Here is a 21,041-nt window from a genome sequence, read left to right as displayed (position 1 = left end):
CATATATATATAATTTTATTATTTTATATGAGTAAATAAATTCTTATAATTTTTTTTAATATAGACATAAAGTCAGCACCGGAGATTTTTTTAAATTTTCCGGTGCATTCATAAATGTCTCTATAAATTTAAATTTAATTTTTATTTTAAATTAAACTTTAAACTATTTTATAACTCTCATTGTTAAATTCAATTATATCACCTTTAACTAACTTTTTACCTCTTTGAACTTCAACTTTACCATTTAACTTAATTTCCTCATTTTTTATATAAAATTTTGCCTCAGAACCTAAACTAGCTATTCCAGCCCATTTTAGAAAAGCATCTAATTTTATTATACCTGTGTCTACTTGTATTTCATTCATTTTAAAACCGCCTTTTATATTATTTTGTATATATTTTTTTAGTTATTGGTTGCTCTTATTCTAACGGGTAATACCATATATGTGCAATTGTTTTTTTCTTTATTTCTTACAACACAAGGATTAACAGCACTAGAGAATTCCATAATGATCTCTTCCTCTTCCATTATTTTCAGTAACTCTATTAAGTATTTTGAGTTAAATGCAATTTGAAGAGGCTCTCCTTGCAGAATTATATTTATTTCTTCTCTAGCCTTTCCCAATTGAGAATTAGAAGTAATTACCATGTTATCTTCTTCTATGTTAAATTTAACTAAATTTGTATTTCCCTCTTTTGCCATAAGAGAAGCTCTCTCGATGCAGCTTAATAATTCATGTCTTTTAGCTGTGATTTTTAAATTATACTCTTCTGGTATTATTGAGCTATATTTTATAAATTCACCTTCGAGTAATCTTGATATTACCCTAGTCTTCCCAATATTAAATAAAATATGGTTTGGTGTGAATGTAATATTAACATTTTCGTCTGTTTCCTCTAGTATTTTGGATACTTCATTTAAAGTTTTACCTGGAATTACAGCGGTTATACTAGAATCGTTATCTACACTTTCACTTCTAAATGCAACTCTATAGCCATCCAATGCTACAAGATTAAGTTTTTTATCTTTTATTTCAAATAAGACCCCAGTAAGTATAGGCCTTGTTTCATCCTGAGCAACTGCAAAAATAGTACCTCTCATCATGTTTTTCAGTACTTTTTGGGAAACTGCAAAAATCATATTTTCTATGATATCAGGTAAATTAGGATAGTCATCGCTATCCATATGTACTATTGTTGCATATGATTTTTCACAAACTATTTTAATAGAGTTATTCTCTGCTGAACTTATTTCTACTGAACTATTTGGTAATTTTCTTATAATTTCACCAAATAGCTTTGAATCTAAGACTACTGTTCCATCTTCAATAACATCTGCAGTAATTTTAGCTTCAATGCTTAAATCAATATCAGATCCTATAAGAGTTACTTCTCTATTTTTGGCGATTATTAATATACCTTGTAATACAGGCATAGTTGATTTTCCAGTAATAGCTTTTTGAACATTAGAAATTGCTTCTTGTAATACACTTTTTTCACATATAAATTTCATGTAAAATAGGCCTCCTTATCCACATTGGAAATTGATTAAAGATAGGTAAGATAATAATAATTTATAGTAGTAATAGTAGTAGGGGCTGTTGATATGTTAAAAACCTATCCCAGCCTTTACAGCGCATCATTGCTTTGTAATAATAATTGTGGATAAGTATGCAAAAAAAAATTACAGTTATCCACAATATCAACAGCTAGATTTTTGTTATTATTTTATGCACAGGATTATATATAAATAGTATCAACACTTGTTAGTAATAGGGTCTTTTACTATTTTTGACTTATCTTTTTAGTTAGTTCAGCTATGTTATCTTGCAAATTTTCATCTTCTTTAAGTTGTTTAGATATTTTCTCACATGCATGAATTACAGTTGTATGATCACGACCTCCAAATTCTTCACCTATTTTAGGTAGTGACATATCAGTAAGTTTTCTGCATAAATACATTGCGATTTGTCTTGGAAAAGTTATGTTTCTAGTACGCCGCGAAGATTTAAAATCCTCAATTTTTAAATTAAAATAGCTAGACACGATATCTTGTATTAGTTCAATAGTTACTTGCTTTGAATTTCTATTAGAAATAATATCCTTGAGTGCTTCTGAGGCTAAATCTATACCAATTTCTTTATTAGTTAATGAGGAAAAAGCAACTATTCTAATAAGAGCACCCTCTAGTTCCCTTATATTAGATTTTATTTTGGTAGCAATATACACCATTACTTCATTTGGAATGTTTAAATTCTCTATATCTGCTTTCTTTTTCAAAATAGCAATTCTAGTTTCAAAATCAGGTGGTTGTATATCAGCTATAAGACCCCATTCAAATCTAGACCGTAACCTATCTTCTAAAGTAGGTATTTCTTTTGGAGGTCTATCACTAGATAATATTATTTGTTTATTGGCTTCATGAAGATCATTGAATGTATGGAAAAACTCTTCTTGTGTACGTTCTTTGCCTGCAATAAATTGAATATCATCAATTAGAAGTACATCTACATTTCTATATTTGTTTCTAAATTCTACGTTTTTATCATCTTTAATAGAATTGATAAGTTCGTTTGTGAATTTTTCAGAAGAAACATAAACAACCTTAGACTTTGGGTTATTTGCTAATACATAATGACCAATAGCATGCATTAGATGAGTTTTTCCAAGACCAACCCCTCCATAAATAAATAGAGGATTATAAGCTTTTGCAGGGGATTCAGCTACAGCTAGTGAAGCAGCATGAGCAAATCTGTTACTATTTCCAATTACATAAGAATCAAAGGTGTACTTTGGATTTAATGTTGCTGACATTTCATCATTAACTATTAAATTATTTTTTTCGGATTCTCGTCTCGTTTTAGGTTTTTCAATTTCGGCTACTTCCTCAGATAATATAAAGAATTCTATTTTATATGTTTTAGAAGTAAGTAATTTAACAGCATTCATTATTAAATCCTTATATCTATTTTCAAGAATATCTTTGGTGAAATTATTAGGAACACCTAATTTAAAAGTATTATTATCTAAGGTCATAGGTTCTATACTTTTAATCCAAGTGTTAAAACTAACTTCAGTAAGTTCACCTTTTATTATATTTAAGGTTTTTTCCCAGATATCTTTAATTTGGGTGCTCATTTCCTACCCTCCAGTTCAAATAAAAAAAATTTATTATGTAAAAACAAACAATATATAAACATGGTTATAAACAAAAAAAAATATATATTGTAGGTTGTTGATAAATAGCTATAAAAATATTCACATGTTAATAACTATGTTTATACTTTTATTAGGCCTTAAATAATTAACAATATAGCAAAAAAGTTATTAACATACTAAATAATGAATAAATCTGCTAATATAGTCAAAAATATATAAGTAAAAAGAAGTTTAAGACAACATTGTAATAGTTATTCACAATTTTGTCCACAAGTTGTGAATAACTTTACTTATAAATAAGTTATTCACAGTTCATTCTTATATAATATCAAAAAATAACAAGGTGTTCAAGAAGTTATCCACAAAAAATCATATAAATATAAAAAACATCAACAATACTAATAAAAATGCTTACCTTGACATTACGACTATGTGACTATATAATCTAATAGTAAAACCGTAATTATGCGATTAGAAGATGGTTGTTATAAATAACGGATTAAAAGAAGGGGGTGTAGTAGATATGTTCATGACTTACCAACCTAAAAAAAGACAAAGAAAAAAAGAACACGGATTCAGAAAGAGAATGAAAACCGCTTCAGGCAGAAACGTTCTTCAAAGAAGAAGACAAAAAGGTAGAAAAAGATTGACAGCATAAGGGCCGCTAATGTGGCCTTTTTCTGCAATTTGCGGAAATGAGGGCGGCTAATTATGAATTTTAAAGTAAAGAAATATAGAATTAGAAAGAATGCTGAATTTAGAACAGTATATAGAAGAGGAAAATCTTTTTCTAACCTATTATTAGTATTATATATTTATAGAAATGGTAAAAATATTAATAGATGTGGAATATCGGTAAGTAAAAAGGTAGGAAAAAGTGTAATTAGAAGCAGAGTTAAGAGATTAATTGGCGAAAGCTATAGACTTAACAATGAAGGAATAAAGGCAGGATTTGATTTGGTATTTATTGCAAGGAATCCTTCCAATGCTAAAAGTTATAATGAAATAGAGGTTGCTTTAAAGAAACTGCTTAAGAAGGCAGGTCTAATTAAAAATGAAAACAATACTTATACTGGGTATTAAATGTTATAGAAAATATATATCACCTCTTAAAAGGCCTTGTTGCATATTTTACCCTACATGTTCTCAATATGCTTTAGATGCTATTGAAAAATATGGAGTGATAAAGGGATCTATTATGGGAATTAAGAGAATACTTAGATGTCATCCTTATAATAAGGGCGGCTTTGATCCAGTTAAATAATCGCTTGGGAGGTTTTATATTTGAATTTAAATTTTATAATTGTTCCGCTTACAAAGTTCTTTAACATTATACATAGCGGCATCAATACGATTATTCCAAATGTTAATTTATCATTTGGACTTTCAATAATTGTTTTCACAATCATAATAAGAGTACTATTGTTACCATTAAGCATTAAACAAACTAGGTCTACTGCTAGAATGGGTCTACTTCAACCAGAAATGAAGAAAGTTCAAGATAAATATAAAAAGGATCCGCAAAAATCACAGCAAGAAGTTATGAAACTTTATAAAGAAAATGGAGTAAATCCAATGGGTGGATGTCTACCAATGCTTGTTCAAATGCCTATTTTATTCGCTTTATATTATTTGTTTAATAACCTAGATATTCATGGTGCTGGTTTCTTATGGATGTCTGATTTATCAAAACCTGATCCTATGTATATATTACCAATATTGTCTACTGTTACAACATATTTTTCATCAAAACTTATGCAACCACCTGGTAATGGTCCTCAGTCTAAACAAAGCTCAACAATGACTACTGCAATGGCTATTTTCATGGGATTTATGAGTCTTAAATTCAAGGGTGCATTAGTATTATATTGGGTAGTAAATAACTTAGTACAAGTTATTCAAACTCTAGTTATAAACAAAATGGAACTTCCAAAAAAAGAAAGTTAACACAAGTGCCTAATTTTGATATTTAGAAAGGCGGGTGAAGTGTGGTATGAAGACTATAGATATGATGGGGAAAACTGTAGATGATGCAATCAATAACGCCCTAATAAAGTTAAATATTACAAGAGATAAAGTGAAAGTGGAAACAATAGATGAGGGTAGTAAGGGGTTTTTAAATATTATAGGGGTAAAACCTGCTAAAATTAGAGTTACAATTATTAGAGATAGATTTAATGAAGCTAAAACTTTTCTAATGGAAGTATTACAGTCTATGGGCATGATTGCGGAAGTAAACCTTAAAGATGAAAATAACGAAATGAGAATTGATTTAGTTGGATCTAATATGGGGTTATTAATAGGATATAGAGGTGAGACTCTAGACGCCCTTCAATACCTTGTAAGTTTAGTCGTAAATAAAAATCATAGTGAAGAGTATAAAAGAGTAATATTAGATACTGAAAATTATAGGTCAAAAAGAGAAGAAACTTTGAAAAGACTTGCATCAAAGATTGCCTATAAGGTTAGGGTAAGTGGAAGAGTGTTAAAACTTGAACCTATGAACCCTTACGAGAGAAGAATAATACACTCATCGCTTCAAAATGATTCATATATTTATACCTTTAGTGAAGGTGAAGAGCCATATAGAAGAATCGTAGTTGATTTAAAGAAAGCCTAAGGGCTTTCTTTTTAGATTTATTAAACTAAATATGATATTAATTATATTCTTAAGTTTCAAAGTGTTTATTTTACCATTAAATAAGATTATTCTTTTTGAATTTTACGAATATTATTAAAGATAAGCTTAAGAAGATAATACAAATAACAGAAGTTAATCAGATATAATACATTTGATAGGGATATAATAATAAATACTCATAAAGTTAGGAGGTCATGTTTAATGAAAGAGTTTGATACTATAGCTGCAATAGCAACTAGTATAGGAGAAGGTGGGATATCTATAATTAGGGTTTCTGGTGATAAGTCTATAGATATTGTTGATAGTATATTTGTAGGTAAAAATAATAGAAAACTTAATGATTTTAAATCTTACACTATGAGATATGGTCATATAATTGATAAAAATGGTAGTAGACTTGATGAAGTTATTATTTCATATATGAAGGGACCTAAAAGTTTTACTGCAGAAGATACTATTGAGGTAAATTGTCACGGTGGAGTAGTAGGCACTAATAGAATCCTACAAGAAATTATTCGCGCAGGAGCGAGGATGGCAGATCCAGGTGAATTTACTAAAAGAGCATTTTTGAATGGTAGAATTGATTTAAGTCAGGCCGAAGCGGTTATGGATATTATAAGAGCAAAGACGGATCTTAGTATGAAATCAGCTCTTTTACAATCAGAGGGTTCAATTTCCAGGGAAATAAAAAATATAAGAAATAAATTACTTAGTGTAATTGCACATATAGAGGTTACAGTTGATTACCCAGAAGAGGATATTGAAGAAGTAACTACTAAAGAAGTTAGCGAAGATGTTACTAAAATAATAAGTGAGATAGATATGCTACTCAGTACGGCTGATGAAGGTAAAATTCTAAGGGAAGGGTTAAGCACTGTTATAGTGGGTAAACCTAATGTAGGCAAGTCATCACTTCTTAATGCTCTCGTAAAAGAAAAAAGAGCCATTGTTACAGATGTGCCTGGAACTACAAGAGATGCTATAGAGGAGTATATAAGTATTGAAGGTATACCTATAAAAGTAGTAGATACGGCAGGTATTCGTGAAACTAGTGATATAGTTGAAAAAATAGGAGTAGAAAAGTCAAAGGAAAAAATAAATGAGGCGGATTTAGTTATCTTAATATTAGATGCAAGTAATAAATTAAGCCTTGAGGATAAAGAAATTATTGAATATATTAAAGAAAAAAAATGTATTGTACTATTAAACAAAAGTGATTTAGGTGGTAAAATAGAGAAGAGTGAATTAAAAGACATAAAATCAAAATACATAACTAATATTTCTGTAAAAACTGGAGAAGGATTGAATTATGTTAAAGAACATATAAAAGATTTGTTTTTTAATGGTGAAATTAAAACAGAAGGAGTATTTGTTACAAATAATAGACACAAGCAATCTCTCATACGAGCTAAGGAAAACTTAGAATCATCACTAAATGCATTAGAATACACATTGGCTATAGATTTAGCATCAATTGATATACGAAATGCGTGGATGAATTTAGGCGAGATTACGGGAGATGCTTTAGACGAAGATATTATACATAAAATATTCTCAGAATTTTGTTTAGGAAAGTAGGGATAAATATGAAATATGATGCAGGAAGTTTTGATGTTATAGTTATTGGAGCTGGTCATGCGGGTTGTGAGGCAGGACTTGCCGCTGCAAGAATAGGATGCAAGACTTTAATTTGTGCTATAAATTTAGATAGCGTGGCATTGATGCCATGTAACCCTAATATTGGTGGAACTGCTAAAGGACATTTAGTAAGGGAAATAGATGCTCTTGGTGGTGAAATGGGAGTAAATATTGATAATACTTATATACAATCAAGGATGTTAAACAAATCAAAAGGTCCAGCTGTATTCTCATTAAGGGCTCAAGCGGATAAAAAGGCGTACGGCATGAGAATGAAAAATGTATTAGAAAATCAGGAAAATTTGCAATTGAGACAATTAGAGGTAGTATCTATAGAGGTAGAGAATGGAAAAATTAAGGGAGTTCTTACGAAAAATGAGGCATACTTCACTACTAAGGCTATTGTTATAGCATCTGGAACATATTTAAAGTCAAAGGTTATAATTGGAGATCTTAGTTATAGTGAAGGACCTAGTGGATTGCAGCCTGCGAATGAACTTTCTAAATCATTAGGTGAACTTGGAATAACACTACGAAGATTTAAAACAGGAACTCCAGCTAGAGTAAATAAACGCTCAGTAGACTTTTCTAAAATGGAGGAGCAGCTTGGTGATAATGAAGTAGTTCCATTTTCGTTTATTAGTGGAGATATAAGTCGTAATCAGCTATCTTGCTTTCTAACTTATACAAATGAAAATACTCATGATGTAATTAGGAAAAACATTATGAGATCACCGCTATACAATGGCTCAATTAAGAGTACAGGACCTAGATACTGCCCGTCTATTGAAGATAAAGTAATGAGATTTACAGATAAGAAAAGGCACCAAATATTCATAGAACCTGAAGGTGAGAATACCTTGGAAATGTATGTTCAAGGTATGTCTAGCTCACTTCCTGAGGAAATTCAGGTGGAAATGATGAAAACAGTGCCAGGACTTGAAAATGTTGAAATTATGAGAACGGCTTATGCCATAGAATACGACTGTATAGATTCAACGGATTTAAAACTTTCACTAGAATTTAAAAACATTAGTGGATTATTCTCAGCTGGCCAAATAAATGGTAGCTCAGGATATGAAGAAGCTGCATCGCAAGGTATTATTGCAGGAATTAATGCAGCACTTGGTGTTAAAAATAAGGAACCACTAATACTTAAAAGATCTGATGGGTATATAGGAGTTTTAATAGATGATTTAGTTACTAAAGGTACTAATGAACCATATAGGATGATGACGTCAAGAGCAGAGTATAGGTTGCTACTCAGGCAAGATAACGCTGATTTACGATTAACTGAAATAGGATATGGTGTAGGCTTGGTTAAAGAAAATAGATACGAAATATTTAAGGCAAAGAAAATTGGAATAGAAGAGGAAATTGAAAGAATAAAACATTTGCAAGTTACAAATAAAAAAGAAATAGAGGAATTCTTAATTTCTTGTAATTCTACTCCACTTAAAAAGCCTATTAGTTTATACGAACTTATAAAAAGGCCTGAGCTTGATTATTATATTGTTGAAAATCTCGATCCAGATAGACCTAAATTAGACAAATATATACAACAACAAGTCAATATTGTGTCGAAATATGAAGGTTATATACAAAAACAATTAGAGCAAATCAAACAATTTAAGAAGTTTGAAAATAAAATTATATCAAAAGACATAAATTACGATAAAATTAAAGGATTAAGGATAGAGGCAATGCAAAAACTTGGTAAAATAAAACCAGAGAGTATTGGCCAAGCTTCTAGAATATCAGGGGTATCACCTGCGGATATGTCTGTCCTAATGATATATCTTGAGCAACAGAAGAGGCTTAACAACATTTCAGAATGATAGTTTCAATATTATAAAGGTAAATGAATACATTAGAAAATATAGAACTTTATCTTAAGACTTAAGTTCATTCTGAAGTTGTTAATGCAGCACCGCAGGTGATGATTAAGCAACATGGTATAAGAGAAATATGGAGGTGAGTTATGAAATACTTTGATATATTAAATGAAGCTAGTAATAATGTAGGACTTGAATTTAATGAAAAAAAATATGATGAGTTTATGAGATATAAAGATCTTATAAAGGAATGGAATGAAAAAATAAATTTGACAGCTATTAAAGAAGATGAAGAAATTATAAAAAAGCATTTTATTGATTCCATGAAGGTTTTTAAGTTTGATCAGCTAAAGAACGCGAAGAGTGTAATAGATATAGGTACTGGAGGTGGGTTTCCAGGTATTCCTATGAAAATAATAAAACCTGAAATAAATATAGTTTTATTAGATTCATTGAATAAAAGAATTAAGTTTTTAAATGAAGTTATTAAGGATCTCCAACTTGAAAATATTAAAGCAATCCATGGAAGAGCAGAAGATTTTGCGCAAGAATTTCAGTATAGAGAAAAATTTGATATTGCAGTTTCAAGAGCTGTTGCTAATTTAACAGTTTTGAGTGAATTTTGTATACCGTATGTAAAGGTTGGTGGATATTTTGTTGCAATGAAGGGCCCTGCAGTTGAAGATGAAATTAAGTTATCCAAAAATGCAATAAGGATGCTTGGAGGAAAAATTGAACATATAGAAAAGGTATATATTGAAGATAGTGATTTGAACCATAATTTGGTGATTATTAAAAAAATAGCTGGAACCCAGAAAAAATACCCTAGAAAAGCAGGTATGGTTACTAGAAATCCTTTATCTTAATGATTAGCGACACGTAAGTGATGGCAGCACCTATGGTGATGAGTAACACCTATGGTGATGAGTTGTGTTATAATTTGTCGTACGAAAAATTATAAAAAAAAAAGGAAATAAGGTAAAAATAGAGAATTGTTAACAAAAGGGAAATTTCAAAAGGGAAAAGGGAAAATTGAGGGATGGTATATTATGCAAAATGATGTAAATTACGTATCTATAGAATTAATTTCTCCAAATGTTTATCAGCCTAGAAAACATTTTAATGAAGAAACTATTGAAGAACTATCTCAGTCAATAAGTGCATATGGAATAATTCAACCACTAACAGTTAGGAAGAGTGGGGAAAATAGATATGAATTAGTTGCAGGGGAAAGAAGACTTAGAGCAGCTAAAAAAATAGGCCTTGAAAAAGTGCCAGTAATTATTATAGATATTACAGATAAAGAATCTGCAGCTATTGCTCTACTAGAAAATTTGCAAAGAGAAGATTTGAATTTTTTAGAAGAAGCTATGGCTTATTATAATCTTATTCAAGATCATTCATATACTCAAGAACATTTAGCACAAATGATAGGGAAAAAACAATCAACCATTGCAAATAAATTACGGTTATTAAAATTGGATAAGGAAATAACAAGTATTTTAGTAGAAAATAAACTTACAGAGAGGCATGCCAGAGCATTGCTTAGGTTACCTAATATAAATATCCAAAAGAAAGTGCTTAAAGTAATTGTTGATAAATCCCTTAATGTTAAAAACACAGAAGATCTTATAGAGAAAGAATTATTAAAATTATGTAGAGATGAAGTAGCTGTTGATGGAAAGAAAAAAATCAAAGGGATTTTTGCACCTAGGGTTTATATAAATACTATCAAACAAGTTTTCGATAAATATGGTATAAATGCTGAATATAAATCTAAGGAATTAGAAGATAGTATAGAAGTAATAATCCGTATACCTAAAAGATAAATGTTAAAAGCAGAATGTTTCACGTGAAACATTCTGCTTTTTTTTATATTTTTATGAAAGATTACAAAAAACACTATTAAAACAATTAACAAAAATATATAATGAACGTATAGTAATTTTTATTGCAAACTATATTATAAAATAGCCTATATAATTAAGAATAATAGTATGAGGGGTAGGTGTAGTCATGAAAACTATATGCGTTTTTAATCAAAAGGGAGGAGTAGGTAAAACTACTACAAATATAAATCTATGTTCCTATTTAGCTATGCAAGGAAAAAAAATTCTGACAATAGATATTGATCCTCAGGGAAATACAACAAGTGGCTTGGGATTTGATAAAAAGAAAATAAAGCTATCTACATACGATTTACTAACATCAGATGTTTCAATTAAAGACACTATAAAAGAGTGTGAACTTGTAAATAATTTATATTTAATACCTTCCACCATGGAACTTGCAGGTGCAGAAGTAGAATTAATTAATAGAAGTAATCGTGAAAATATATTAAAAGAAAAGCTTAAAGAAGTTGAAGGTGAATTTGACTATATCTTCATAGATTGTCCACCTTCGTTAGGAATTTTAGCTATAAATGCACTTACTGCTGCAAGTAGTGTTCTGACACCTATTCAATGTGAATTTTATGCGCTAGAAGGTGTTGGACAACTAGTAAATACAATTCAATTGGTTAAAAAATCTTTAAATAAAGAATTAGAGATTGAGGGCGTAATTCTTAGTATGTATGATAATAGAACAAAATTATGTAATGAAGTTGTTTTAGAAGTGAAAAAATATTTCAATGATAAAGTTTATGAAACTACAATACCTAGAAATATTCGTCTAGCTGAAGCTCCAAGTTTTGGATTGCCTATTATGTTGTATGATGATAAGTGCAAGGGAGCAGATGCTTACGAGCAATTAGCAAATGAATTTTTGGAAAGACAAAGGAGATGATAGATAATGATTAAAAAATTTGGACTAGGTAAAGGACTTGGTGCTTTAATACCAGAAGGGGAAATTGCGGAGGATAGTTCCACAGTTTTTAAAATACCTATGAATTTGATTAAAGCTAATAAAGAGCAGCCGAGAAAAAACTTTGATCCTGAAAAAATATCCGAATTAGCACAATCAATTAAAGAACATGGGGTAATTCAACCCATTATTTTAAGTAAAGAAGATGATGTATATATAGTTGTTGCAGGTGAGCGAAGATTTAGAGCGGCTAAAGTCATTGGACTTAAGGAAATACCCGCAATTATAATGGAGATAGACGATAGAGAAATATTAGAAATATCATTAATAGAAAATATTCAAAGAGAAGATTTGAATCCTATTGAAGAAGCTATAGCCTATAAAAAATTAATAATGGATTTTAAGCTTACTCAAGAGGAAATAAGTAAAAAAGTTTCTAAATCAAGAACGGCTATAACAAATTGCATGCGATTATTAAACTTGGATGAAAGAGTTCAAGATTATATCATAGATCAAGTGATTTCGGAAGGACATGGAAGGGCAATACTCGGGATAAGTGATAAAGAACTACAATATCAAATTGCACAAATGGTTATAGACGAAAACCTTAATGTGAGAGAAACGGAGAAAGTAGTAAAAAACTTTGGAAATGTGAAAAAAGAAAAGAAAATTAACAATCAAAACAACATATATTATACTGATATAACGAATAAATTAGAAAATCGTTTCGGAACCAAAGTTTTTATAAATTCTAAAAACAAAAATAAGGGTAAAATTGAAATTGAATATTATTCAGAGGAAGATTTTGAAAGAATTTTAGAAGTTTTTAATATATAATGTTTCACGTGAAACATAATGGAAAGGATGTAATTTACAATGCAGAGCATAATTGATTTCATAAATAAAACACAGATATATATAGTAATAGGGCTTATAATTCTTGTATTTATATTAATAATAATAATTATAATAAACTATGCGGCTTTAAATAGGATGGAGAATAGATATAGAAAGCTAATGAGAGGGGTAAATAATAAAAATTTAGAAGATATGATTATATCTTATTTAGACAAAATTGATGGAGTTAAAGATCAAAATGAAGTTATGAAACAAATGTATGATCAAATAAATAGTAAACTAAAAACTTGTGTGCAAAAGACATCAATGATAAGATATAAGGCTTTTGATGATATGGGGAGTGACTTAAGTTTCTCAATAGCATTGTTAGATGGTGGAAATAATGGTGTTTTATTAACTAGTATTTATGGTAGAAATGAGAGTACTACTTATGGTAAACCCATAGAAAAAGGGATATCAAGGTACGAATTATCTGAAGAAGAAAAGAACGTATTAGAACAAGCTATAAGTAAAAAAGAATAGATCATATCAATTCAAAATTTAATTTTAAATTATAGTAATAAAAAACCTCTTTTGTGGAACACTAAAACAAAAGAGGTTTTTTATGGTAATATGTGTGTCAGAAGGGCTTGAATATTTACAGGATGAATTAATTAACAGAGGATATGTAGTTATAACTAATAAAAATAATAATATCTGTTGTGATGCTATAATATGTAATCTAAAAGATGGTGATTTTGTAAATTTTAATATGCAAAACAATATAAAAAGAGAAGGAACATTAATTATTGATAGTGGGAGTAAAACTGTTGATGAAATTGAATATATATTAACAACTAGAGCTTACAGTTCGATATTTTAAAGAACTTATATACTAAAGTTGAAATATATAAAAAATCTGTGCACTTAAAAACATTAGTATACAGATATGAATGTTATAGTTTAAAAAAATAAACAAATGTAAAATTATAATATGTTATAAAACATACTTTTATTTTATATTTGTCTATTTTAAATTTATTTAAGTAATTACAAATTAACCTTTGCATCTTCTATATTGTAATCATTATAAGTGGAACTCAATTTTCGGCCACCTACTGTCTTTAGTATTGAATGATATAAACCATTGGAAATAGCATCAGCAAGCATCATTACAGTATATAATCTAGTATTTTGAAGAACCATAAATTCAAAGGCCCCAGCTATATTTACAACGCCGGTTATGCTTAAGTTACCTACTTTAGGTAAATCTTTATTCATTGCAGCACCAGGGCTCAAGGGCTTTTCTTCAACAATAATCTTTCCTACATTTTGTAGACTGCCAAGGCATGCATCAATTGCAATAATATAAGGATTGATATAGGCATAGTTAATTTCATCAATTGTTTCACATAAATTTTTTGCATGTACGGGGCACTCAAGACTCCCATAAATATGAATTTTATTTCTAATTAAAAATTTCAGCTTGTTTCCAACCAGTGGTCCTAAACTGTCGCCAGTTGATCTGTCTGTACCAATACATAAAACAACAATAGGACGTGAGCATTTAGCTATAGGGGAAATATATTCACTTATAATATCTCTTAATTTAAAAGTACAATCTATTGACATTGAATCTAAAACAATTTTATCTACCATATAAAACCTCCTATTTGGATTTTAGCCACTTAGGAGGTTTTTTATTCTATAAAACTTTAACTTTTTTAAGAATATTGTAAAATACTAGTAAAAACATACAAAACAACATTCCAATAATACCATTTGCCTTTAATCCTATGAATATTGAAGCAAGAACAGCTACAGGATGAATACCTAGTGAGGAGGATACAATTTTAGGTTCAATAATTTGTCTTATTATAGTGATAATTACATAAGATATAAGAAGTCCTAAACCAGCCACATAATTTTTAGAAATAAAAAATATTATTATAAGAGGAAGATATATGGTCCCTATACCCAAAATAGGAAGTAAATCAAACACTCCACATAACACACTTAAGGTTACAGCATATTTAACTTTAAAAACTAAAAAAACAATTAATGTTTCTACAAATGTTATAGAGATTATAATCAAATATGAAAGTAAATAATTTTTAAGCATTTTTTTTGATTCGTCAAATATAAAATGGACTCTATCTTGCCTTTTAGGAGGAATTAGAACAAATGGTTTTCTGTTTGAAGAAGACAAATCTTTTGTAAAAAAATATGTAGCAAGTAAAGTAAATAATAAAACCATTAAGACGTAGGGTATAGTGGACATAAAACCCAAGGTTTGCGAAAATATTTTTGAGGATGCATTCATACTAAAATTTATGGTTTTGGTTATATAATTAGTTATATTTGATTCAATATTATTAATTATGCTTGGATCTAAATTTTTGTAATAATTTTGTAAATTGTTAAAAAGATTAAGTGCTATGTCTTTATTCAAGGTGATATATAATCGAATATTTTTTCCGAGTTGAATTGATTCTGAAGTTATAGTTGTGATGATTAAAGAAAACGCGGCAACAATTAAAGTAAAAAATAAGGTAGTAGTAAACAATGATGCTAAAGTATTTTTAATTTTGAATTTCTTAATCAAATATTTTGTTGGTATCCTAAGGAACGAAGCTAAAATAAGAGCCAATACAAAAGGAAGGGTGTAAGCTATAGTTCCGAAAAAAACAACAAAAACAAAAGTATATATTACAAAGAAAATAGTTAACCTATCTATTTTTTTTAGAATGTTTTCCATTTGTATAAAATCACACCTTTCTAAGAATAGTATTAAGAGAATTTAGGGTATAATTTATGTCTTTAATATCGTTAAAAGGGCCAATACCAAACCTTAAGGTACCAGATGGATATGTGCCAATGGTTTTATGAGCAAGCGGCGCACAGTGAAGGCCAGTTCTTGTTATAATTCCATATTCATTATCTAGAATAAACCCTAATTCCGAATTGTCGATTTTTGTCGAATTCATAGAAATGGTTGCTGTTCTTTTAGAACTTTCTGTAATGCCATAAACATTAATGGAAGATATATTCAACAGTCCTTCTATAAAATTTTTACACAAAAATTCTTCATCACTCTGAATGGAGTCTATCCCACGCGTGTTGATAAAATTAATGCCTTCCAAAAGCCCGGCTATACCTGGAGCATTTAAAGTCCCACTCTCAAATTTATCAGGTAAAAAATCTGGTTGAATACTACTAGAAGAAAGGCTACCAGTTCCACCTTCTATAAACGCATCGCATTCTTTGTTTAAATCGTCGTCAATTAAAAAACCACCGGTGCCTTGAGGCCCGAGTAGGCTTTTATGGCCTGTAAAAGCTAGGGCATTACAATTTAATTTATAGAAGTCTAATGGTAATACTCCTGCAGTTTGCGCAGCGTCTACAATAAAATAAATGCCTTTATTTTTACATATCTCACCTATTAATTCTAAAGGCTGAATGCTTCCAATAATGTTTGACGCATGTGATAAAACCACTAATTTTGTATTAGGCTTAATAGTATTTATAAAATCATCTACATCAATTAAGCCTTGTTTTGAACAGGGAATAATATCTACTTCTATAACACCCTTTTCAAGGAGAGAGTTTAATGGTCTTAGTGTAGCGTTATGGTCCATCGAAGAAGTTATTACGTGCCAGCCCTTTTTCACGCTGGATTTTATAAGAGTATTTAACGAAGTAGTAATGTTTGGCGTGAAAATTACGTTTTCAACTTTATCGAAGTGAAAAAAATCCATTAATGCATATCTACAATCTAAAATAACTCTATTTCCAGCGAGGGAGGCGGAAGATACTCCACGTCCAGGGTTTGTACCTATATTCATCATATAGTTCATCATTGAAGTATAAACTTCTGGCGGTTTAGGAAATGTAGTGGCTGCGTTATCTAAATATATTTTCATAAGTTCCTCCAATTTTACACAATAATCTTATAATATTATTGTTTTCTATAGAAAATTCAAGATTTATAAATATTATTAATAACAAGTTAAATTTTGTTTTCCTATAATAAAGACTGAAAATAGTCTATAATAAAATTAACATATAATTCAATATTATAATATAAAGTGATGTAAATGTACATGCGTGAAGTCGGTAAAATACAGAAAGGGGTGTGACTGTTTTAGGTTATTTTTTCTGAAAAAATCAACTTAAGACTAAAATAATATGAATAATACAATAGATTGTAAGGGGTTAATATGTCCATTACCTGTGGTTAAGACAAAAAAATATTTTGATTCAATTGAAAGTGGAGAGAGTACAATTATTGTGGATAATCTAGTTGCTAAAAACAATATAGTAAAACTAGCTCAAGGTAGTGGATATAAAAGTGTTGTGGAAGAAAAACAGGAATTGTTTTTTATAAAAATAACTAAAGAAAAAAGTGAAAACAGCGAAAAAAGTAAAATAGTAGATATAAAAATAGAAGACAAGAAAAAATTTACAATAGTAATATCTACTGATAAGTTGGGAATCGGGGATGACAAATTAGGAGATATTCTTATGAAAAGCTATATATTTGCATTATCAGAAGCAGATTCAATACCTAATGATCTACTCTTTATTAATGGAGGAGTAAAACTTACCATTGATAATTCACCAGTACTGGATAGCTTAAATAAACTAATTCAAAGAGGAACAAATATATTAGTTTGTGGAACCTGTCTTGATTTTTATAACCTAAAAGATAAGATTTCCATAGGGGAAATAACAAATATGTATGATATTGTACAATTAATGAATGATGCAGGTAATACTATTAAAATATAAAGAAATGCAATTTAAATATAAAGGATAGAAATAGGGTGAAAAAAATTGACTAAAGATAATGAAAAATATTATATTGTTACCTTTCAAAATACACATGAAGCTATGAAAGCAGAAAGAGAAGCTATTAAAAATACAATTAAGGTAGTGGTGGTTCCTACACCTACATTTATAACTAAAAGCTGTGGGATTAGTTTAAAGGTAACTGGGGAAAATATACAAAGTATTATTAAACTTATAAATTCAGAAAATATAAAAGTAAAAGAAATCTTTGTAAGCGATGGAGAGAGTATAAAGGTTATGACCATATAGACTTTGTGATTATATAATAATGAATTAAAGGTGGGATGCACAATGAAAGTATTTAATTTGGGGGATATTGTTGAAATGAAAAAAGTACACCCTTGTGGAAGTAAAAATTGGGAAATTATTAGGTTAGGCGCTGACATAAAAATAAAATGTATAGGTTGTGGTAGATTAGTAATGCTTCCACGGATTAAATTTGATTCGGGAGTGAAAAAAATTATAAATGAAAAAGTACCTACAAAAGAAAAAGCACCTATAAAAGGATAATCCTTGATTTTTGTAAAACTAAGTGATATAATCTATTGGGTAATCCCTGCCGTGCAATGCATGGCCGTTAGTCCGAGGGGAGGAGGTGAAATTAATGAGAAAGTATGAAACTATATTCATATTGCATCCTTCATTAGACGAAGAAGCTGTTAAAGCTAACGTTGAAAAGTTTAAAGGTGTAATAGAAAACAATGGTGGAGAAATTGAGAATGTTGATGCGTGGGGTAAAAGAAAATTAGCTTATGAAATACAAAAAGTTGGTGAAGGTTACTACACACTAATCAATTTCCTTGCAAAACCTGAATTACCGTTAGAATTAGATAGAGTATTCAGAATTACTGACAGTGTTATAAGACATATCATAATAAATCCAGAAAAATAGGTGGTGTTTTTATGAATAAGGTTGTTTTAGTTGGTAGATTGACAAAAGATCCTGAGTTAAAGTTTGCTCAAGGAACAGGAACAGCTGTAGCCCGTTTTACTTTAGCCGTTAATAGAAGATTTAAGCGAGAAGGTCAACCAGAAGCAGACTTTATACCAGTAGTGGTATTTGGAAAGCAAGCTGAAGCTACTGCTAATTATATGAGTAAAGGCAAGCTTTTAAGCGTATCTGGAACTATTCAAACTAGCAATTATGAGGCTAAAGATGGTACTAGGAGATATGTTACTGATGTGATTGCTGATGAAGTTGACTTCCTTGAATGGGGAGGCAATAAAGAATCAGGTACGAATACTAATCAAGGTGGAAATAGTAGCGAATCAAAGTCTGGGTCTCATGACTTCGGCAGCGATAGTGATATAACACCAATTGATGATGGAGATATTCCATTCTAATATTAGGTAAGGAGGAAAAAAATCAATGGCTATGAACGAACATAAAAGAAGCGGCGGCGGTGCTGGCGGCAACAGAAAGAGAATGAAAAGAAAAGTTTGTGCTTTCTGTATGGATAAGGCAACTGCAATCGACTATAAAGATATAAATAAATTGAGAAAATATGTTACAGAAAGAGGAAAGATCCTTCCTAGAAGAATTTCCGGAAACTGTGCAAAACATCAAAGAATGCTCACTGTATCTATAAAAAGAGCAAGAAATATAGCATTACTACCATTTACTACTGAATAGTATATTTAAACTAATACATAGTAAAATTTTACTATAAATAGTAAATGACTGAAAGCAGCGCCTTAAGGCAGCTGCTTTTATTTTTATTAATTATAAATAATGTTTTTAGTTAATAATTAAAATATAAATCGAAAAGTATATATCTTACAATGCTATTAGGGTATAATTACAATTGTAACCCATAAATTGTAAACAAGAATTTTAAATAGTTAATTTTATACAAAAAAATAAACTTTAGTTGCATAAAGTTAGAAAACTAACTAAAATAGAGTTATACGCATAAGCCTACAAAGGAGATGATATAATATGAAAAGGGATGATTTCAATATAATGTCTAATGTTAAGATAATTGAAAGTTTGAAGGCTGAGCTACTATGTATAGTAGGTGATTTCTTCAAGTTGTTAAGCAAAGGAAGCAATGTTGCTCAAGATGCCATCTTAGACTGCATTTCAGGGGCAATAATACTTTTATATATATTAGGTGAGAGGTTAGGATATTCCAGTGTAGCCGTGGATGAGAGTATGAAAAAGAAACTAAAGGTGGGTATAGTTGAAGGCGATAGCATAGAAAAGGACGGAAAGGATCTAAGTAAACTATATACACATATAAAGGGAAGGTAAGCAATGGAGGAAAAAATGAAAGATAAGAAGTATAGTACAAAGGCAATTGTAGAGGCCTCTCTTATAGCTGTTCTAATTTCAATAATAATGATTATAACGGGGTACTTGCCAATTGTATCATTTATAGGGACTTTAATATTACCAGTTCCTGTGGCAATACTCTATATAAGATATAATATGAAAGTAACAATTACCGCTATATTTTTGAGTATAATTATTACCTCATTAGTATATAATCCGATAATGGCAATATATGCAGCTATATCTTGTAGTGTTGTTGGTATAGCACTTGGTTATTCTGTTAAGAAAGATAAAACATCATCAACAACTTTATTATTTTTGGGTATTGGATCTGCTGTATCTAATATATTAACAATAGCGTTTTCTATGTTATTTATAGAAAAAGTAAGTTTTATAGATTTTCTTGCAAAAAATTTAGAGCTTTTGAAGTCTACGATGAATGGATCTCTTAATGAATTAAAAACAATTTATACCCAGCAGGGAATAACAGCAAGTCAGTTGAACCTCTTAAATCAAAATTACGATGTGATAAAAAAACTAGATGTTTCTTTAATTTTAATGTTAATACCTGCAAGTATTTTTATTTTCTCTTTTATATCAGCTTATTTGAATTACATAGTAGCTAAGGCAATACTAAAGAGGCTAAACTATAAAATGAAAGAAGTTTTACCCTTTAGTAAGTTTTGTGTTTCTAACATAGTAGGAGCTGTATTAATAGGTACGGTATGTGTAGGCATAATAATGAACGCAAAACACATAACTGGTGGGGAGTATATACAAAATTCCTCTCAAATTCTTACTCAATTCATATTTATTGCAAATGGACTCGCAGCTAGTACATATTTTTTAAGAGTTAAAAGACATTTGTCTAAATTAGTAGTAATATTAATTTTAGTATTAACATCAATCTCACCCCTAGGTAATATCTACTTTTCAATAGGGCTAGTGGAGATGGCTTTTGATTTTAGAAAACTTGATCCATATAGAATTAAAAGAAAATGAT

At 29.5% G+C, this 21,041-nt stretch carries 27 protein-coding genes; 21 read left to right on the top strand and 6 right to left on the bottom strand.

All coding sequences use genetic code 11. The features are described 5' to 3' along the window. Positions 1 to 158: 158 nt before the first annotated feature. From VIM70_RS19560 to dnaA, 3 genes are all read right to left on the bottom strand, one after another. Positions 159 to 365 (bottom strand): RNA-binding S4 domain-containing protein, encoded by a 207-nt coding sequence (locus VIM70_RS19560; protein ID WP_331947461.1) that lies wholly within the window; start codon positions 363 to 365, stop codon positions 159 to 161. Positions 366 to 403: 38 nt separating this feature from the next. Next, positions 404 to 1,513: a DNA polymerase III subunit beta gene (gene dnaN / locus VIM70_RS19555; RefSeq protein ID WP_331947460.1), complete on the bottom strand. Its 1,110-nt coding sequence runs from the start codon at positions 1,511 to 1,513 to the stop codon at positions 404 to 406. Positions 1,514 to 1,785: 272 nt separating this feature from the next. After that, positions 1,786 to 3,138: a chromosomal replication initiator protein DnaA gene (dnaA, locus tag VIM70_RS19550; RefSeq protein ID WP_331947459.1), complete on the bottom strand. Its 1,353-nt coding sequence runs from the start codon at positions 3,136 to 3,138 to the stop codon at positions 1,786 to 1,788. 544 nt (positions 3,139 to 3,682) lie between these two features. Here dnaA and rpmH point away from each other — a divergent pair. From rpmH to VIM70_RS19485, 13 genes are all read left to right on the top strand, one after another. Beyond that, a complete protein-coding gene (gene rpmH / locus VIM70_RS19545) occupies positions 3,683 to 3,817 on the top strand; it encodes a 50S ribosomal protein L34 (protein ID WP_216299086.1) in 135 nt (44 codons plus the stop codon). A 53-nt stretch (positions 3,818 to 3,870) separates the two neighbouring features. Next, positions 3,871 to 4,242, top strand: coding sequence for a ribonuclease P protein component (gene rnpA / locus VIM70_RS19540; RefSeq protein WP_331947458.1), 372 nt, complete (start codon positions 3,871 to 3,873; stop codon positions 4,240 to 4,242). Beyond that, positions 4,214 to 4,423, top strand: coding sequence for a membrane protein insertion efficiency factor YidD (yidD, locus tag VIM70_RS19535; RefSeq protein WP_331947457.1), 210 nt, complete (start codon positions 4,214 to 4,216; stop codon positions 4,421 to 4,423). The genes rnpA and yidD overlap by 29 nt, the downstream gene beginning before the upstream one ends. Positions 4,424 to 4,443: 20 nt before the next feature. After that, entirely contained in the window at positions 4,444 to 5,106 is a 663-nt protein-coding gene (yidC, locus tag VIM70_RS19530; protein WP_331947456.1) for a membrane protein insertase YidC, read from the top strand. Between the two features lie 46 nt (positions 5,107 to 5,152). After that, positions 5,153 to 5,779 (top strand): RNA-binding cell elongation regulator Jag/EloR, encoded by a 627-nt coding sequence (gene jag, locus VIM70_RS19525; RefSeq protein ID WP_331947455.1) that lies wholly within the window; start codon positions 5,153 to 5,155, stop codon positions 5,777 to 5,779. A gap of 222 nt (positions 5,780 to 6,001) precedes the next feature. Next, positions 6,002 to 7,378 carry a tRNA uridine-5-carboxymethylaminomethyl(34) synthesis GTPase MnmE gene (gene mnmE / locus VIM70_RS19520; RefSeq protein WP_331947454.1) on the top strand — a complete coding sequence of 459 codons (1,377 nt, stop codon included), beginning with the start codon at positions 6,002 to 6,004 and terminating at the stop codon, positions 7,376 to 7,378. A gap of 8 nt (positions 7,379 to 7,386) precedes the next feature. Further along, complete coding sequence (mnmG, locus tag VIM70_RS19515; protein WP_331947453.1) at positions 7,387 to 9,276, top strand: tRNA uridine-5-carboxymethylaminomethyl(34) synthesis enzyme MnmG; 1,890 nt, start codon at positions 7,387 to 7,389, stop codon at positions 9,274 to 9,276. A 143-nt stretch (positions 9,277 to 9,419) separates the two neighbouring features. Further along, positions 9,420 to 10,139, top strand: a complete 720-nt coding sequence (gene rsmG, locus VIM70_RS19510) for a 16S rRNA (guanine(527)-N(7))-methyltransferase RsmG (RefSeq protein ID WP_331947452.1) — start codon at positions 9,420 to 9,422, stop codon at positions 10,137 to 10,139. Positions 10,140 to 10,322: 183 nt separating this feature from the next. Then, on the top strand, positions 10,323 to 11,102 hold the full coding sequence (gene noc, locus VIM70_RS19505) for a nucleoid occlusion protein (RefSeq protein ID WP_331947451.1): 780 nt from the start codon (positions 10,323 to 10,325) through the stop codon (positions 11,100 to 11,102). 187 nt (positions 11,103 to 11,289) lie between these two features. Continuing rightward, positions 11,290 to 12,057, top strand: coding sequence for a ParA family protein (locus VIM70_RS19500; protein ID WP_331947450.1), 768 nt, complete (start codon positions 11,290 to 11,292; stop codon positions 12,055 to 12,057). A 6-nt stretch (positions 12,058 to 12,063) separates the two neighbouring features. Continuing rightward, positions 12,064 to 12,912, top strand: a complete 849-nt coding sequence (locus tag VIM70_RS19495; RefSeq protein ID WP_331947449.1) for a ParB/RepB/Spo0J family partition protein — start codon at positions 12,064 to 12,066, stop codon at positions 12,910 to 12,912. Between the two features lie 39 nt (positions 12,913 to 12,951). Further along, a complete protein-coding gene (locus VIM70_RS19490; protein WP_331947448.1) occupies positions 12,952 to 13,455 on the top strand; it encodes a DUF4446 family protein in 504 nt (167 codons plus the stop codon). An 82-nt stretch (positions 13,456 to 13,537) separates the two neighbouring features. Continuing rightward, positions 13,538 to 13,795, top strand: coding sequence for a YkuS family protein (locus VIM70_RS19485; RefSeq protein WP_331947447.1), 258 nt, complete (start codon positions 13,538 to 13,540; stop codon positions 13,793 to 13,795). 167 nt (positions 13,796 to 13,962) lie between these two features. On the opposite strand, the gene yyaC is transcribed toward VIM70_RS19485, so the two are convergent. From yyaC to VIM70_RS19470, 3 genes are read right to left on the bottom strand one after another with little or no spacing between them, the layout of a single operon-like run. Beyond that, a complete protein-coding gene (yyaC, locus tag VIM70_RS19480) occupies positions 13,963 to 14,571 on the bottom strand; it encodes a spore protease YyaC (RefSeq protein ID WP_331947446.1) in 609 nt (202 codons plus the stop codon). Positions 14,572 to 14,617: 46 nt separating this feature from the next. Then, positions 14,618 to 15,670: a sporulation integral membrane protein YtvI gene (ytvI, locus tag VIM70_RS19475; protein ID WP_331947445.1), complete on the bottom strand. Its 1,053-nt coding sequence runs from the start codon at positions 15,668 to 15,670 to the stop codon at positions 14,618 to 14,620. A 10-nt stretch (positions 15,671 to 15,680) separates the two neighbouring features. Beyond that, positions 15,681 to 16,835 carry an aminotransferase class V-fold PLP-dependent enzyme gene (locus VIM70_RS19470; RefSeq protein WP_331947444.1) on the bottom strand — a complete coding sequence of 385 codons (1,155 nt, stop codon included), beginning with the start codon at positions 16,833 to 16,835 and terminating at the stop codon, positions 15,681 to 15,683. Positions 16,836 to 17,100: 265 nt separating this feature from the next. Here VIM70_RS19470 and yedF point away from each other — a divergent pair, with 265 nt between their 5' ends. The 8 genes from yedF (at position 17,101) to VIM70_RS19430 (ending at position 21,040) form a co-directional block, all read left to right on the top strand. Then, positions 17,101 to 17,703: a sulfurtransferase-like selenium metabolism protein YedF gene (gene yedF / locus VIM70_RS19465; RefSeq protein ID WP_331947443.1), complete on the top strand. Its 603-nt coding sequence runs from the start codon at positions 17,101 to 17,103 to the stop codon at positions 17,701 to 17,703. Positions 17,704 to 17,748: 45 nt separating this feature from the next. Then, a complete protein-coding gene (locus VIM70_RS19460; RefSeq protein ID WP_331947442.1) occupies positions 17,749 to 18,012 on the top strand; it encodes a DUF3343 domain-containing protein in 264 nt (87 codons plus the stop codon). 42 nt (positions 18,013 to 18,054) lie between these two features. Continuing rightward, the gene (locus tag VIM70_RS19455) at positions 18,055 to 18,273 is read left to right on the top strand and encodes a DUF951 domain-containing protein (protein ID WP_331947441.1); all 219 of its coding nucleotides are present in this window, start codon (positions 18,055 to 18,057) and stop codon (positions 18,271 to 18,273) included. Positions 18,274 to 18,367: 94 nt separating this feature from the next. Further along, positions 18,368 to 18,655, top strand: a complete 288-nt coding sequence (gene rpsF / locus VIM70_RS19450; RefSeq protein ID WP_331947440.1) for a 30S ribosomal protein S6 — start codon at positions 18,368 to 18,370, stop codon at positions 18,653 to 18,655. 11 nt (positions 18,656 to 18,666) lie between these two features. Beyond that, positions 18,667 to 19,107: a single-stranded DNA-binding protein gene (locus VIM70_RS19445; RefSeq protein WP_331947439.1), complete on the top strand. Its 441-nt coding sequence runs from the start codon at positions 18,667 to 18,669 to the stop codon at positions 19,105 to 19,107. 25 nt (positions 19,108 to 19,132) lie between these two features. Then, entirely contained in the window at positions 19,133 to 19,396 is a 264-nt protein-coding gene (gene rpsR, locus VIM70_RS19440) for a 30S ribosomal protein S18 (protein WP_165411833.1), read from the top strand. Between the two features lie 306 nt (positions 19,397 to 19,702). After that, complete coding sequence (locus tag VIM70_RS19435) at positions 19,703 to 20,017, top strand: MazG-like family protein (protein WP_331947438.1); 315 nt, start codon at positions 19,703 to 19,705, stop codon at positions 20,015 to 20,017. 15 nt (positions 20,018 to 20,032) lie between these two features. Beyond that, on the top strand, positions 20,033 to 21,040 hold the full coding sequence (locus tag VIM70_RS19430; protein WP_331947437.1) for a YybS family protein: 1,008 nt from the start codon (positions 20,033 to 20,035) through the stop codon (positions 21,038 to 21,040). The last annotated feature ends 1 nt before the right edge of the window (position 21,041 follow it).

Origin of the sequence: Clostridium sp. (assembly GCF_036569345.1) — a bacterium.
Taxonomy (GTDB): domain Bacteria; phylum Bacillota; class Clostridia; order Clostridiales; family Clostridiaceae; genus Clostridium_AD.
Note: the sequence above shows the minus strand (reverse complement) of the source record. Positions and strands in the feature narration are given on the sequence as shown.